We start from the raw sequence: 15,540 nt of genomic DNA, 5'->3' as shown, positions 1-15,540 counted from the left end.
CGGGTGGCAGGGTACGGGGGGCTCATGGGGTTCGTGCTGCTGCGGGCGCGTGCGCACCGCCTGCTGCTGGCCGCGGCCCTGCTCACCGTCCTGCTGACCACCACGGTGCTGGCCACCCTGACCGCCTACTCGGGCGCCATCGGCGACGCGGCCCTGCGGCACTCCCTCGCGGACTCGCGCACCGGGGCCGACGCCGCGCTGATCGTGAAGGCGGACGTGCCGGCGGCACAGCGGTCGGCGGCGGACGCCACCGTGCGCGAGGGCGCCGCGAAGACCTTCGACGGGCTGCCGCGGACGGTACGGACCCTGGTGCGCTCGGGCCCGTACGCGCTGCCCGGCTCCCTGCGGCCCCCGACCGAGCGGTCCGGCGACCCCGATCTGACCTTCTTCGCGGCGCTCGACCCGACGCAGGTCCGCGTCGACGAGGGACGGCTGCCCGGGGACGGGGGCGATGGCGGCGGCGAGGACGGCGGCGGGGAGTCCGGCGGCGCGGTCGAGGTGGCGGTGCCGGTGGCCGCCGCCGAGCGCACCGGCGTCGGTACCGGCGACCGGCTCACCCTCACCGACCGGCTCGACGGCCCGGCCGTCGACATCGTGGTGAGCGGCCTGTACCGGCCGGTCGACGCCGGGTCACCGTACTGGCGCCTCGACGACCTGGCCGGGCGCGGCCTCCAGCAGGGCGGCTTCACGACGTACGGGCCGCTGCTCGCCCCGCCCGGTGCGCTGAGCGGCGGCCGGGTCAGCGCGGGGTCGTCCGGATGGCTGGTGACGGCGGACTACTCGTCGCTGACGACCGGGCGGACGCAGGAGCTCGGGGACGCGGCCCGGGGCGGCCTGGCGTGGCTGCGCGAGCAGCAGGTGCTCAGCGGCACCACCGCGGCGACCACCGAACTGCCCGCGATCCTGGAGCGTCTCGACCGTTCGCTGGAGGTGTCCCGTTCCACCCTCCTGGTCATCGCCTCGCAACTGGTGCTGCTCGCGGGCGGCGCGCTGCTGCTGGTGGCGCGGCTGCTGAGCGTGGAGCGGGCGGGCGAGCTGCGGCTGCTGCGGGCGCGCGGCGCCTCCCGGGCCCGGCTGGCGGCCGGCTCCGCGCTGGAGGCGCTGATGCTGGCCGTGCCCGCGCTGGTCTGCGCGCCGCTGCTGGCCGGGCCGCTGGTCCGGCTGCTGGCCGGGCAGGGGGCGCCGGCCCGGATCGGGCTCGGCTGGGAGCCGAGCGCCGGCGGCAGCGGCACCGTGTGGCTGGTGGCGGCGGTCGCGGCGCTCGGGTGCACGCTGGCCGTGACGCTGCCCGCGCTGACCCTCGCGCCGGAAGCCGGCGGCGGACGGCCCCGGGCGCTGCCGGGCTGGCTGCGGGCCGGCGCGGACGTGGGTCTGCTGGTGATCGCCGGTATCGCCTACTGGCAGCTGGACCAGCAGACCTCCTCCGCCGCCGGGACGGGCGACACCGACACCCCGGGCACCCTGGGGGTCGATCCGCTGTTCGTGGCGACGCCCACGCTGGCGCTGCTGGCCGGGACGGTGCTGGCGCTGCGGCTGCTGCCGCTGGTGGCGCGGCTCGCGGAGCGCCGGGCGGCGAGCGGGCGCGGCCTGTCGGCGGCGCTGGCGGGCTGGCAGCTGAGCCGCCGTCCGATGCGCGGGGCGGGTCCGGTGCTGCTGCTGGTGCTCGCCGTGGCGCTGGGCACGGTGGCGATCGGGCAGGGCGCCTCGTGGTCCCGTTCGCAGGACGACCAGGCCGACTTCCGCACGGGGGCGCCGATCCGGGTGGAGGCCTCGGGCACGCCCGGCCCGGGCCGCACCGACCTGGTCGCGGGCGTCCCGGGGGTGGCGGAGGTCGCCCCCGCGGCCCGGTCCGAGGTCTCCCTGTCCGGCGACCGGACGGCGACGGTGCTCGCGCTGGACACCTCGCACGCGGCGGGCCTGCTGCTGATGCGCCCCGACCTGGCCGACCAGTCGCCGCGCGGGCTGCTGTCCGGCATGGCGCCGGAACAGCCGTCGAAGGGCGCGACGATCCCGGCGGGCACGGCCCGGCTCACGCTGGCGGCGACCCTGGCGGTCGCGGGCACCGGCCCGGACGCCGGTCCGGACGCGGACCCGGGCACTGATCCGGGCGCCGACCCGGGCGCCGCCGGCTCCCGCTCGGCGGACGTGACGGTCGTCGTCGAGGACCGCTGGGGCAGCCCGTACCGGCTGGCGGCCGGTTCCCTGGCCGCCGACGGCCGGGAGCACACCCTGGACATGGACGTCTCCGCGGGACCGCTCACCCTGACCGGCGTCGAGTTCACGGTGGTCCAGCCCGGCGGCCGGGGCGAGGAGCACCGGCTGACGGTACGCCGGGTGACGGCCACGGCCGCCGACGGAACCGCCCGGCCGGTGCCGCTGCCGGACGCCTGGACGGCCGGGTCGGAGCTGGCGCCGCCGTCGGTCACCCCGGACGCGGCGGGCGCCCCGTCCACTCCGCGCCTGCTGAAGTCGGGGCCGCTCGCCGTCGAGTACTCCACGGGCCACTCGGAGGCCGACAGCTGGAAGATCAGCACCCTGACCGTGCGGCTGCGGGTCGCGCAGCCGAAACCGGCCGAGGTGACCGCCGTGGCCACCGACCGCTTCCTCGACTCCTCGGGCGCGAGCACCGGGCAGCGGGTCACGGTGCTGATCGGCGGCCACGACGTCCCGGTGCGGATCGTGCGCTCCGTGCGCGAGCTGCCGGGCACCGGGCCCGAGACCCCCTCGGCGCAGTTCGGCGGTGCCCTGCTGGTCGACCTGCCCGCGGTCAACCGGCACCTGCAGGCCAAGTACGGCGCTTCCGTCGCGCCGACCGAGTGGTGGCTGCGGGCCGGGCCGGGCAGGACCGACGAGGCGGCGGCGGGCCTGCGGGACTTCCCGGACACCGCACCGGCCCGGGTACTGGTGCGCGACGAGGTCGCCGAGCGGCTGCGGGACGACCCGTTCGGCGCCGGTCCCGGGGCGGCGTTCGCCGCGGCGACCCTGGTGGCGGCGGCGCTCGCGGCGGTCGGCTTCGCGGTGAGCGCGGCCGGGTCGCTGCGCGAGCGGGGCACCGAGTTCTCCGTACTGCGCGCCCTGGGCGCCTCGCGCCGCCGGCTGGCCCGCACGGTCGCCGCCGAGCAGGGCGTGCTGATCGGCCTCGCGCTGCTGACCGGCGCCGCCCTGGGCGCGGTCCTGACCCGGGCGGTGATCCCGCTGACCGTACTGACCCCGCAGGCCACCCGGCCCGTGCCGGACGTGCACGTGGCCCTGCCGGGTGACCGCATCGCCCTGCTGCTGGCCGGCATGGCCGTCGTCCCGCTCCTGGTCACCGCGGCACTGGCCCTGCGCCGCACCGACACGACGGTGACCCTCAAGGACCACGGAGGTACCGGACGGTGAGCCCCGTGACCGCCCCGCCACCGGCCGAGAAGGCCGCCACCGTGCCGGTGACCGCCGCCGTGCCGGTGACCGCCATCGTGCCGGTGACAACCGCCGCGTCGGTGACCGCCGCCGCACGGGCATCGCGCCGCATCCGCACGACGGCGGCCCCGGAAGGACAGGGAGGTACCGGACGGTGAACCGCGTGACCGCCCCCTGGGTGCGCACCCGGCTGCGGGCCGCCCCCGGCGCCGCCGTCGCGCTGGCGGTGCTGGTCGCGCTGACCGCGTGCCTGGCCGCCGCGTTCCCCCGGGCGCTGGACCGGTACACGGACGCCGGTCTGCGCCAGGCCGTGGAACGCACCCCGGTCGACGAGAGCAGCATCCTGGTGACCGCGGGTCCCGACCTCGACGGCGGGGTGGCCCACACGGAGGACAGCGTCCGTCCCGAACGCCTCACCGAGCTGTACAGGTCCACCCTCGACACGGTCGAACGGCCGCTCGTCATCGACGGGAAACGGTCCTCCTACGGCGTCCGCGCCACCGACACCCTTCCCTCGCCGGACGAGTGGCTGCCCCGGCCCGACGGCCTCCCCGCGGAGATGCTCCTGGCCGCCCCGCACGGTCTCGCCGACCACACCCGGCTGCGCTCCGGCCGGCTGCCCGAGGTCCCCGGCGGGGAGGCGGGCATCGAGACCACCGAGGTGCAGGCCGCGGTGACCGAGGAGACGGCCCGCACACTGCACATCGAGGTGGGCTCGGTCATCCACGTCTCGGCCCACCGCGACCTCACCGTCCGCGTCACCGGCATCGTCACGCCCGAGGACGCCGACAGCCCCTACTGGTCCGTCGACTCCCTGCTGCGCGGCCCCTCCCTGCGGCGGGTGCCGGGACCGATGGGTGCCTCCAACCCCTCCTACTGGGTCGGCGGTCTGCTGCTCGCCCCCGAGGCGGCGCCCGCGGTACTGGGCGCGACCTCCACGGTCCGCTACTGGCACCTGACCCCCTCCCCGGACGCCCTGCACAGCCGCGACCTCGACGGGCTCGCCTCCGCCGTGGCCTCCCTGGAGTCCGGTCCCGGCCTGGAGCGGCTGCACGCGACGATCAACCCGCTCACCGACGTCACGACGGGACTCGACGCCGCCTTCACCTCGTACGAGGAACTCCGCGGCGACATCGGCCCGCTGGTCGTCGTCGCCGCGTCGGGCGCGGGCACGGTCGCCGCCGTGGTCCTGCTGATGGCGGGCGGCCTGGCCGGCGAGCGGCGCCGCGCCGAACTGGCCCTGCTGCGCGCCCGCGGCGCCTCCGTACGGGGCATGGTGGGGCGGCTGCTCGCCGAGACGGCCGTCGTGGCCGTGCCCGCGGGTGCCCTCGGGTTCGGCACGGCCCTGCTGGTCCTGCCCGGCGCCCGGCTGCTCCCCGCGCTCTGGGCCGCCGCCGCGGTCACCGCCCTGGCCGCTCTCGCGCTGCCGCTGCGGGCCGCCGCCGCCCACCACGCCGTACGGATCCACGACGGCCGGCGCGACGTGGCGTCCGCGCGGGCGTCCCGGCGCCGTACCGTCGCCGAACTGACCGTCGTGGTCCTCGCGCTCGGCGCGGTCGAGATGCTGCGCCGGCGCGGCGCCACGGACGGCGCCGGTGACCTGGTGGCGGTGGCCCCGGTCCTGGTCGGGGTGATCGCCGCGCTGGTGCTGGTGCGCCTGTACCCGCTGCCGCTGCGCGGGCTGGCCCGCCCGGCCAGGCGGCTGCGGGGCGCCGTCGGGCCGCTCGCGCTGGCCCGGGCGGGCCGTACCTCCGCCTCCGCCGTGCTGCCCCTGCTCGCGCTGCTGACCGCGTTCACCGTGGCGGCGTTCGGCGGGTCGGTCCTCAACGGCGTGGCCGACGCCCGCGACCGGGCGGCACTGCTCTCGGTCGGCGCCGACGCCCGGGTGGAGGCGGAGGCCGCGCTGCCCGCCGGGCTGGCCGGCCGTCTCGGGCAGGCGCCCGGGGTGCGGGAGGTCACCGAGGTCGGCATCGACTACCAGGCCAAGATCCAGGACGGCCGCCAGTCGCTGCCGCTCGCGACGGTGGACCCGGGCGGCTACGCGGCGCTGGCCGGCCGAACGGGTCTCGGTGCCTTCCCCGCGGGCGAGCTGGGGCGGCCCGACGGCGCCGGTTCCGAGGGCGGGTCCGGTTCCGAGAGCGACTCCGAGGGCGGCTCCGGGGACGCCGTCCTGCCGGCGCTGGCCTCTCCCGCGGTCGCCGAACGGCTGGGCAGCGGCACCTTCCGGGTGCGCCTGGCCGACGGCACCCTCGCCACCCTGCGGATCGCACTGGTCCGCGACCGCACTCCGGCCGTGTCCGGCGACGACTTCCTCGTCGTGGACCGGGCCGGACTGCCGGCCGCGGCCACCCGGCCGAACGTACTGCTGCTGACCGGCGGCGACCTGGACGCGGGCGCGGTGCACCGGGCGGCGGACGGCGCCGGCACCGTCCACCTGCGGTCCGAGGAGCGCGGCGGCTACGTGGACTCCCCGCTGCAGTCCGGCGCGGAGCGCATCTACACGGCCGCCGTGGCCGCCGCCGCCGGCTACGCCGCCCTGGCCCTGCTGCTGTCCCTCGCGAGCGCCGCCCCCGAACGCGCCGCGCTCCTCGCCCGGCTGCGCACCATGGGCCTCACCCGCGCCCAGGGCCGCCGCCTGCTGGTCCTGGAGTCCCTCCCGCAGGCGCTGCCCGCGGCTCTGGGCGGCATCCTGACCGGCTGGGCCGCCGTGCGCCTCCTCTCCCCCGGCATCGACCTGACGACCCTCGCGGTGCCGGCGGCGACGTCCCCGGCGGGGCGCGCGGAGCTGAGCGCCGACCCGTGGTCGCTGGCCGTCCCGGCGGTGGCGGTGCTGGTCCTGGCGGTGGGAGTGGCGGCCGTCCAGGCATGGTGGTCGGGCCGGCGCGGAGCGGTGACGGAACTCAGGGCGGGCGACGCGCGGTGAGGGCGCGAACCCGGACACGGCGGACCGCGGACGCGGACACGGAGGAGACCCCATGACGACCGACCCCACCCTCGCGGAGCTGGCCGACCGCGCCACGGCGTCCCGGGACCGGCCCGCCTACGGGCACGACGCCCTGATCACCTGCGACCGCCTGGTCCGGATCTTCAGCGCGGACGGGGTGGAGGTGCAGGCCCTGCAGGGACTCGACCTCCTGGTCCGGGAGGGCGAGCTGATGGCCCTGGTGGGCGCCTCGGGCAGCGGCAAGTCCACGCTGATGAACATCCTGGCCGGTCTGGACACACCCACCGCCGGGGCGGCCCGGGTCGCGGGGCGGGACCTGCTCGCGATGACGGCGAAGGACCGCCTCGCCTACCGCCGTACGGTGGTCGGCTTCGTGTGGCAGCAGACGTCCCGGAACCTCATGCCCTACCTGACGGCCGCGCAGAACGTGGCCCTGCCCATGCAGCTGTCCGGCACCGGCGGACGCCGGGCGGCCCGCGCCGAACGCGCGCTGGAGCTGCTGGACCTGATGGGCATCGCGGACTGCCGCGACCGGCGCCCGCAGCAGATGTCCGGCGGGCAGCAGCAGCGGGTCGCCATCGCCGTGGCCCTCGCGGGCAACCCGTCCTTGCTGCTGGCGGACGAGCCGACGGGCGAGCTGGACTCCCACACCGCGGAACAGATCTTCGCCGCGTTCCGCACGGCCAACGAACACCTGGGCACCACGGTCGTCATCGTCACCCACGACCAGGCGGTGGCCGGCGAGGTCCGCCGCACCGTCGCCATCCGCGACGGCCGCACCTCCACGGAGGTCCTGCGCCGCAGCGAGGTGGACGCCGAGACCGGCCACGAGACGGTGGTGGCCCGCGAGTACGCCATGCTCGACCGGGCCGGCCGGCTCCAGCTGCCCGCCGACTACACCGCGGCCCTCGGCATGCGCGACCGCGTCGCCCTGGAACTGGAGAGCGACCACATCGCCGTACGCCCGGACGACAGCGAACCCCAGCACTGAGCGGCGGGGGCCGCGTGGGCGGCGGGGCGGCGGGGGGCGGCCTCAGCGCACACTGATGCCGAGGGCCCCGGTCCCCGCCCGCCGCAGCGCGACGGACCCGAAGGGCGTACGCAGCCGCAGCCACGCACCGGAGGACAGCAGCTTCGGCGCGCCCTCGTCCGAGCCGACGCCCTGACCTGGGCCGGAGCTCTGACCTGAGCCGGAGCCCTGGTCGGGACCGGAGCCCTGGTCGGGGCCGGATGCTGCGCGTGTCCGCAGGAACCCGAGGGACTGGGCCGCGTGCACGGCCCGCACCGGCAGCCCGGTCTCCCCGACGGTCCGGGACCAGATCTCCCGGCCGACCCGGTCCAGCTCGGCCCGGGTCCGGTCCTCGGGCGCCAGCTCCTCCGTGCGCGTACGGAACTCCGCCACCGCGGCGGCGACCAGCGCGCGCAGGGCGTCCGGGGCGGGCAGCCCCGCCTCGGTCCGCCAGCCCCCGCGCGGGGGCAGCACCCCGGCCCAGGGCGGCCCGGTCACCGCGCCCGGCACACCGGCGGTGGCCGCCCGCTCGTCCACGGACTCCAGCAGCTCACCGGCGGAGACGGTCACGTCGAGCGTGTCGTCGAGCCCGTTCTCGTACGGCTTGGCCAGCCGTGCCGCGCGGATCGCCAGCACCTCGAAGGAGGGCGGCCGGCCGAAGACGGCCAGGGCCGTGCCGGCCGCCTGGAGGCGTACCGCGGCCGAACGGTCGTAGTGCAGCAGCCGGGAGAGGAAGGCCGCGAGGTCCGCGGCCTCCCCCTCGTCGGCGAGGTGGAGCACCGTCATGCTGCGACGGCCTCCTCCTCGGCGTCGGCGTACTCCTGGAGGAACTCCCGCTCCTCGGCGGTGAGCCGCCGGGGCCGCTGTGCCTCGAAGTCGAACGGCACGATCACCGTGCAGGCGCGGACGTAGACCACGTCGCCGTCCTTGACCTCGTAGGTGAGGGTGAAGGAAGCCGCCCTGATCTCCGTGACCCACAGCTCGATGTCGACCGGGTGGTGCCGGTGGACGAGCTGCCGCTTGTAGTCGATCTCATGGCGTGCCACCACGGACCCCTGCTTGAAGTCCTTCTCCGGGCGGAACAGGAAGTCGATACGGGCCTCCTCCAGATAGCGGAGGAAGACCACGTTGTTGACGTGGCCGTACGCGTCCATGTCCGCCCAGCGCAGTGGGCAGCGGTAGATGTGCCGCAAGATCAGCCCCGGGTCAGCTTCTTGTAGGTGGCGCGGTGCGGACGGGCGGCGTCGGCGCCGAGCCGCTCGACCTTGTTCTTCTCGTACGACTCGAAGTTGCCCTCGAACCAGAACCACTTGGACTCGCCCTCGTAGGCGAGGATGTGGGTGGCCACCCGGTCCAGGAACCACCGGTCGTGGGAGACGACGACGGCGCAGCCGGGGAACTCGAGCAGCGCGTTCTCCAGGCTGCTCAGGGTCTCGACGTCGAGGTCGTTGGTCGGCTCGTCGAGGAGGAGCAGGTTGCCGCCCTGCTTGAGGGTGAGCGCCAGGTTCAGCCGGTTGCGCTCGCCGCCGGAGAGGACCCCGGCCGCCTTCTGCTGGTCCGGCCCCTTGAACCCGAAGGCGGAGACGTACGCGCGCGACGGCATCTCCACCTGCCCGACGTTGATGTAGTCCAGCTCGTCGGAGACGACCGCCCACAGGGTCTTCTTCGGGTCGATGTGCTCGCGGCTCTGGTCGACGTAGGAGATCTTGACGGTGTCGCCGACCTTGATGGTGCCGGAGTCAGGCTCCTCGAACCCCTGGATCATCTTGAACAGGGTGGTCTTGCCGGCGCCGTTGGGCCCGATGACCCCGACGATGCCGTTCCGGGGCAGCGTGAACGAGAGGTCGTCGATCAGTACCTTCTCCCCGAAGGCCTTGCTGAGGTTGTTCACCTCGACGACGACGCTGCCGAGGCGCGGGCCCGGCGGGATCTGGATCTCCTCGAAGTCCAGCTTCCGCATCTTGTCGGCCTCGGCGGCCATCTCCTCGTACCGCGCGAGGCGGGCCTTGGACTTGGCCTGCCGCCCCTTGGCGTTGGAGCGCACCCACTCCAGCTCGTCCTTGAGCCGCTTCTGCCGCTTGGCGTCCTTCTGGCCCTCGACCTTGAGGCGGGTGGCCTTGGTCTCCAGGTACTTGGAGTAGTTGCCCTCGTAGCCGTGCAGGCGGCCGCGGTCGACCTCGCAGATCCAGCCGGCGACGTTGTCCAGGAAGTACCGGTCGTGGGTGACGGCCACGACGGTGCCCTCGTACTTGGCGAGGTGCTGCTCCAGCCAGTTCACCGACTCGGCGTCGAGGTGGTTGGTGGGCTCGTCGAGCAGCAGCAGGTCGGGAGCTTCCAGCAGCAGCTTGCACAGCGCGACGCGCCGCTTCTCACCACCGGAGAGGTTCACCACCGGCCAGTCGCCGGGCGGGCAGCCCAGCGCGTCCATGGCCTGCTCCAGCTGGGCGTCGAGGTCCCAGGCGTTGGCGTGGTCCAGCTCCTCCTGGAGCTTGCCCATCTCCTCCAGCAGCGCGTCCGAGTAGTCGGTCGCCATCTGCTCGGCGATCTCGTTGAACCGGTCGAGCTTGCCCTTGACCTCGGCGACACCCTCCTGGACGTTCTCCAGGACGGTCTTCTCCTCGTTGAGCGGGGGCTCCTGGAGCAGGATGCCGACGGTGTAGCCCGGGGACAGGAAGGCGTCCCCGTTCGAGGGCTGCTCCAGCCCCGCCATGATCTTCAGAACGGTGGACTTACCGGCACCGTTCGGTCCGACCACACCGATCTTCGCGCCGGGCAGGAAGCTCAGGGTGACGTCATCAAGGATCACCTTGTCGCCGTGCGCCTTGCGCGCCTTGCGCATGGTGTAAATGTACTCAGCCAAGAGAAACCGTCCGGCAGCTTGATCAGGCAGTGGGCAGATACACCCCATCTTGCCGCACCGCCACCCCTGCGCGGAAACGCGTTCCGCCCGGGGCCCCTGAGCTGGGCTTTCCTGGATGGCATCCCGGCCCCACCTGTCACTGTCGGTCGCCGCTCCCCCGCTGCGCGGGGCTACGGTGCTGCCGTGACCAGCTCATCGGAGCGCCCTCTCCTCTTCCTCGACGTGGACGGCCCACTGATCCCGTTCGGGTCCTCGGCCGGCCATCCGGAGGTCGCCGCCACCTCCTCGACGACCGTCGACGAGGGAAACCCTCTGCTGGCCCGACTCGACCCCGGCATCGGGGCGCGCCTCACTGCTCTGCACTGCCGGCTCGTGTGGGCCACGACCTGGATGGAAGAGGCGAACGAAGTCGTCGCCCCGCGCATCGGCCTGCCGAGGCTGCCGGTGCTGGAGTGGCCGGACGCCGACGCAGGAGAAACCCCACGGGGCCTCCACTGGAAGACCCGCCCCATGGTCGAGTGGGCCGCCGGCCGACCCTTCATCTGGGTCGACGACGAGATCAGCCCCATGGACCGCCTCTGGATCGACGCCAGCCACCCCGGGCCTTCACTCCTGCACCAGGTCGAGCCGACCAAGGGCCTCAATGACGCCGACTTCTCCACGCTCGCCGGATGGCTCGATGCCGTCGCGCCGAGGTGAGCGCACCACCTCAGGGGCCGTTCTAAGACTCTCCGCCCGCAAGGCGGGGGCGCGTCAAGTCACTCGCCGGAAACGCCGCCGGCCGCGGTTCGCGCCGGTGGCGGAAATCGGGACCGAGGGCGATCGCCCATCGGGCCGTGTTCTCGTCACCGCTCGTTCCGTCGGCGGACGAACAGCAGGGCCGCGCCGCCGAGGAGTACGAGGCCGATGGCCGCGCCGCCGATCAGCGGGGTCGCGTCGGAGCTGCCGGTTTCGGCGAGGTTGGGGTTGGGCTCGGGGGAGGGCGTGACGACCGTGGCGGGGGCCGGTTCGCTGAGGGTGTGGGTGGTGTCGGACAGGGCGGCGCTCTGGGTGCGGCAGTCGAGGACGCCGGTGAAGCGCTGTTCGAAGCCGGCCGGGCCGCGGATGGTGAAGTCGTAGGCGCGGTCCTCGGGCAGCGGTACCGGTACCGTCCGGGTCTCGCCCGGCGCAATGGTGTACTCGGTGTCCAGCAGCTCGAAGGTGAAGGGCTCGTCGCCCTTGTTGAGCGCGGTGATGTCCAGGGTGCCCTCGGCGCAGTTCTTCTCGGCGGACAGGGCGGGTATCGCGCCGTCGGCGGCCCAGGTGGCGGTCGCCGTCGCCGCGACCGTCGACTCACTGGACCCGGCCAGGATCTGCGTCTGGCTCCGGCTCTCGGAGGCGAAGGCGCGGCCGACCGGCACGGTCGTCGAGGCCTGGACGGACAGCTGGGCGGTACCGGCCGCCGCGTCCTCGGGCACGTCGAAGAAGATCTGGGTGCCGTCGGTGACCTTGGTGACAGGCTCGCCCTTCTTGTCGACGATCCGTACCGCGCCCTCGCTCGTGGCGTCCACCGGCGGAGTCACCGTCGCGCCGCCCGCGTTGGTGTGGACCGTCACCGGGCCGAGCCGTTCGCCGGGGCGGCCCGAGACGGCCGGCGGGTCCAGGGCGAGGGACCCCGCGGGCTCGGCGACGTCGCGGGCGTTCTCCTCCAGGTAGTCGGCGAGCCGCTCGGCCTGCGGATCGACGGCCTCGACGTCCGTGTCGTCCGAGTAGCGCCAGATGGCGACCTGGGTACCGGCCGCCGCGTCCTCTTCGGTGAGCGCGCCGCGGAGGCCCGCCTTCTTCGCGAGCGCGGCGAGGTCGTTGACCTGCGGGTAGCTGTGCTGCAGGATCCAGCGGACGCGGCCGGCGTCCTTGTTGGTGCCCAGCGACGTCCCGCTCCAGGGGGTCTCCTGGTACTTGGCGTCCTTCTGCGTCGGGTTCTGGATGTCGACGCAGTACGTCTGCAGCATGCCGCCGCCCTCGACGGACATCTCGAACAGGCCGGCCGGCACCTGCTGGTCGCCGTCCTGACCGTGGATCACCGCGGTGCCGTGCGTCTTGAGGCCACCTATGGTGGCCGTCGCCCCGCCCTGGCCCCGCGCCGCCCCGTCCTGGGCGGCGGCCGGAGCCGCACTGGTCACCACACCGGCGACCGCGAGCGCGGACGCCAGCGCTCCGGCGGCGAGGCGCGCCGCCCCTCGACCGGGCAGAGACGGCGCAGCGTGCGAAGAAAACACCAAATTCCCCTTCGAGCAGGACCCGTTGGCGTGGGGGGAACGGTCCCACCAGCAGAATCAGCAGCCACACAGGGCTCGTTCGGCATCCTAAGGACGTAAGGGACCGGGCTTGCCGGTGATCGTCGTCCGCGCGGTGATCCGACTCGGAATCGTTATCGCCGAGAGCGTTTTCGAACAGGGATTATCGACAAATCCATCCTGTCCGGCTCCGCCTCATCCCACCGGGACGGGGTCCGGCCGCTGTTCGGGGACCGGTTCTCCCGGCGTGCCCCCGGCCGGGACCTCCCAGTTGGGTTCCGGCTGGGGCGGGGAGGTCGAGGCCTCCGTCCTGCCGGTGCGCCGGAACGCCGCCGTGCCGCGGGCGAGATCGTGCCCGATCGCCACCGCGTCGATGTCGGCCGAGGTCCGGCTCTGCCCCTCGCGCACATCGGTGCGCACCTTCAGCCTGCCCTGCACGACGACGGGGTCGCCCACCGCCAGTGACCCGGAGGCGTTGGCGGCGAGCTGACGGTTGGCCCACACCGTGAAGAAGTTGGTGTGCCCGTCCGTCCAGGCGCTCTTCTCGCGGTCCCAGTAGCGCGCGGTGACCGCGAGCCGGAAGCGCAGCGACGGTCCGTTCGCCAGGTCGCGGAAGACCGGGGTGGTGGCCACGTTCCCCACCGCGCAGATCATCGTCTCGTTCATCGCGAGTCCTCCCTCCCGCACGGGTCTGTCCCGTACGGCGGCCGGGGCGACCGCGTCCGTCGCGATCGCCGTGGAGGCCAGACTGCCCGCGGCCGGGCCGGTCCGCCGAGGGCTGTGGACCGGCCCGGCGCCTGTGGAGAACTCCGCCACCCGCACGGGTGGCAGCCGTGGACGGGCGCCGCTACCTCGTCGCCGTCGCCCCCGCCCCCAGGCCCGTCCCGGTGACCCGCGCGTACTGCTCCCGCACCTCGCGGTACCGCAGCAGTTCCGCCGCGAGCGGATCCAGCACCCTGGCCCGGCCGCAGCCCGCGGCCGCCTCCCGCAACAGGCGTTCCGCCTCATGGCCGTAGCGCCGGGCGGGGCCGCGGGCCGCCAGACGGCAGCTCCACTCGATGAGGGGGCCGCCGACGATGCCGGCCACCATCAGCAGCACGGGCACACCCAGGTTCGGCGGCACGACGCCGATGATCTGGCCCAGCAGCCACAGGCCGCCCACCACCTGGAGCAGGGTCATGGTCGCCTGGGCGAGGACCGCCACCGGCCACCATCCGGGCCGCGGCGGACGCCCCGGCGGCAGCCCCGCGCGCACCGCCAGCTCGTCGAGGGCCTCGGGCAGCCCCTGGGCACCGCGGACGGCCGCCTCCCGCATCGCCAGCGCCCACGGTGCCGGCAGTCCGGCCGAGGCCCGGTCCGAGACCGTGCGCACCGCCTGTTCGACGCGCTGACGCGCCGTGGCCTCCTCGTCCGTCTGGGCGCGCTGCGACAGCCGTCCCGTGACCGGGTCGCGCCGGTCGTGGTACCAGCGCCACAGCCGCAGCCAGGGCGTCCCGCAGGCGCGGTTGGCGTTGCGCAGCCAGGCGCGTTCGGCGGCCTCGCCCGCCGCGGTGGCGCCCACCGCGTCGGCCAGCCGGTCCGCGAACTCCTCCCGCGCCTCCTCGCTGAGCCCGGTGCGCCGCCCCGTGACGTACACGGGGCGCAGGTGCCGGGCGGCGGCGTCCACGTCGGCCGCGATGCGGCGGGCCGGGGCCTGCCGCTCGGCCACGAACTGGCCGAGCGTCTCGCGCAGTTCACCGACGCCCTCCCCGGTGAGCGCGGACAGGGCCAGCACGGTCGCGCCGGGTTCGCCGTACTCGCCCAGCGCGATGCCGTCCTCGTCGAGCAGGCGCCGCAGGTCGTCGAGGACCTGCTCGGCGGCCTCCCCGGGCAGCCGGTCGACCTGGTTGAGGACGACGAGGGTGACCTCCGCATGGCCCGCCATCGGCCGCAGATAGCGCTCGTGGAGTACGGCGTCGGCGTACTTCTCCGGGTCGACGACCCAGATGACGGCGTCGACCAGCGCCAGGATGCGGTCCACCTGTTCGCGGTGCTGCACGGCGGCCGAGTCGTGGTCGGGCAGGTCGATCAGGACCAGGCCGCGCAGCGGTGACTCGGAGTCCGGGTGCTGGAGCGGACGGCGGCGCAGCCGGCCGGGGATGCCGAGCCGGTCGAGAAGGCTGGCCGCGCCGTCGCTCCAACTGCACGCGATGGGCGCGGCGGTGGTCGGCCGGCGGACACCGGTCTCGGAGATCGTCACCCCGGCGAGGGTGTTGAACAGCTGCGACTTGCCGCTGCCGGTCGCGCCGGCGATGGCGACGACGGTGTGCTGCCCGGAGAGCCTGCGCCGCGCGGCGGCCTCGTCCAGGACGCGGCCCGCCTCGGCCAGGGTTCCGCTGTCGAGCCGGGTCCGGGAGAGGCCCACCAGTTCGCGCAGCGCGTCCAGGCGTGACCTGAGGTTCCCGTCGTAGGCGAGCGGCATCAGGGCGGCCGAGGAGGAGGCGGGCCGGCTCGGCAGGACGGCGAACTGCTCGGTCCCGCCGTTCTCGTCCACCCGCCGTGCGATCAGCCCGTCGCCCCAGGCTTCCTCCGCGCCCCCGCCCCTGCCCCCGTTGCCGGAAGCTGCCGAACCGTCGGCCGGGGCATCGGTGCGTTCCGCGCGTTCCGAGCCGCGGTGCGCCCCGGTGAGGTCGTCCGGCACGCGTGCGTGGGAGCCCTCGCGGGAGACCGCCTTCTCGGCAAGGCCCTCCTCGCCCCGACCGCCCCGACTGTCCCTGCCGCCCCGGTCGTCTCGTGGGTCTCGCTTGTCGCTACTACCCTGCGAGCCCCGTCCCTCCCGGTCGTCCCGGTCGTCGCGGCCGCCGCGCGGGTCCGGGTCGTCCCGGTCGCCCCGGCCGTGCCGTTCGTCCCGGTCGTCCCCGCGGCCCCCGCGATCCGCTCGGTCCGCTCGGTCCGCGCGATCCCCGTGATCCCGGTCGTCACGGGGGTCCGAATCGCCGGTACGGTCCGCCCGCGCCGCCTCCTTCGTCGTGTGCTCGGTGGGGTCCTGGTCAGTGACGGCGGTCACCGG

The 15,540-nt window shown here is 75.0% G+C and carries 11 protein-coding genes; 5 read left to right on the top strand and 6 right to left on the bottom strand.

Annotated features, from left to right (window positions below; genetic code table 11):
* The first annotated feature begins 24 nt into the window (after positions 1–24).
* From ACH4D3_RS07350 to ACH4D3_RS07335, 4 genes are read left to right on the top strand one after another with little or no spacing between them, the layout of a single operon-like run.
* Positions 25–3,381 (top strand): FtsX-like permease family protein, encoded by a 3,357-nt coding sequence (locus ACH4D3_RS07350; RefSeq protein WP_398317511.1) that lies wholly within the window; start codon positions 25–27, stop codon positions 3,379–3,381.
* 5 nt (positions 3,382–3,386) lie between these two features.
* A complete protein-coding gene (locus ACH4D3_RS07345) occupies positions 3,387–3,560 on the top strand; it encodes a hypothetical protein (protein ID WP_398317508.1) in 174 nt (57 codons plus the stop codon).
* Positions 3,557–6,325 (top strand): FtsX-like permease family protein, encoded by a 2,769-nt coding sequence (locus ACH4D3_RS07340; protein ID WP_398317505.1) that lies wholly within the window; start codon positions 3,557–3,559, stop codon positions 6,323–6,325. The genes ACH4D3_RS07345 and ACH4D3_RS07340 overlap by 4 nt, the downstream gene beginning before the upstream one ends.
* 52 nt (positions 6,326–6,377) lie before the next feature.
* The gene (locus ACH4D3_RS07335) at positions 6,378–7,337 is read left to right on the top strand and encodes an ABC transporter ATP-binding protein (protein WP_398317502.1); all 960 of its coding nucleotides are present in this window, start codon (positions 6,378–6,380) and stop codon (positions 7,335–7,337) included.
* A gap of 42 nt (positions 7,338–7,379) precedes the next feature.
* Here ACH4D3_RS07335 and ACH4D3_RS07330 read toward each other — a convergent pair whose 3' ends face one another.
* The 3 genes from ACH4D3_RS07330 to ettA are packed head-to-tail and all read right to left on the bottom strand — an operon-like array spanning position 7,380 to position 10,215.
* Positions 7,380–8,141 (bottom strand): hypothetical protein, encoded by a 762-nt coding sequence (locus ACH4D3_RS07330; protein WP_398317499.1) that lies wholly within the window; start codon positions 8,139–8,141, stop codon positions 7,380–7,382.
* A complete protein-coding gene (locus tag ACH4D3_RS07325) occupies positions 8,138–8,548 on the bottom strand; it encodes an acyl-CoA thioesterase (RefSeq protein ID WP_398317497.1) in 411 nt (136 codons plus the stop codon). The genes ACH4D3_RS07330 and ACH4D3_RS07325 overlap by 4 nt, the downstream gene beginning before the upstream one ends.
* A 2-nt stretch (positions 8,549–8,550) precedes the next feature.
* Positions 8,551–10,215, bottom strand: a complete 1,665-nt coding sequence (gene ettA / locus ACH4D3_RS07320) for an energy-dependent translational throttle protein EttA (RefSeq protein WP_398317494.1) — start codon at positions 10,213–10,215, stop codon at positions 8,551–8,553.
* A 183-nt stretch (positions 10,216–10,398) separates the two neighbouring features.
* On the opposite strand from ettA, the gene ACH4D3_RS07315 reads away from it, so the two are divergent.
* Entirely contained in the window at positions 10,399–10,914 is a 516-nt protein-coding gene (locus ACH4D3_RS07315) for an HAD domain-containing protein (protein ID WP_398317491.1), read from the top strand.
* A gap of 146 nt (positions 10,915–11,060) precedes the next feature.
* Here ACH4D3_RS07315 and ACH4D3_RS07310 read toward each other — a convergent pair whose 3' ends face one another.
* The 3 genes from ACH4D3_RS07310 to ACH4D3_RS07300 form a co-directional block, all read right to left on the bottom strand.
* Entirely contained in the window at positions 11,061–12,473 is a 1,413-nt protein-coding gene (locus ACH4D3_RS07310; protein WP_398317488.1) for a Cys-Gln thioester bond-forming surface protein, read from the bottom strand.
* Positions 12,474–12,686: 213 nt separating this feature from the next.
* Positions 12,687–13,157 (bottom strand): single-stranded DNA-binding protein, encoded by a 471-nt coding sequence (locus ACH4D3_RS07305; RefSeq protein WP_398317485.1) that lies wholly within the window; start codon positions 13,155–13,157, stop codon positions 12,687–12,689.
* A gap of 181 nt (positions 13,158–13,338) precedes the next feature.
* Positions 13,339–15,537, bottom strand: a complete 2,199-nt coding sequence (locus ACH4D3_RS07300) for a YfjP family GTPase (RefSeq protein ID WP_398317483.1) — start codon at positions 15,535–15,537, stop codon at positions 13,339–13,341.
* Positions 15,538–15,540: the final 3 nt, after the last annotated feature.

Origin of the sequence: Streptomyces sp. NPDC018026, assembly GCF_044327745.1 — a bacterium.
Taxonomy (GTDB): domain Bacteria; phylum Actinomycetota; class Actinomycetes; order Streptomycetales; family Streptomycetaceae; genus Streptomyces; species Streptomyces rubrogriseus.
This window is presented reverse-complemented; position numbering and strand designations above follow the sequence as displayed.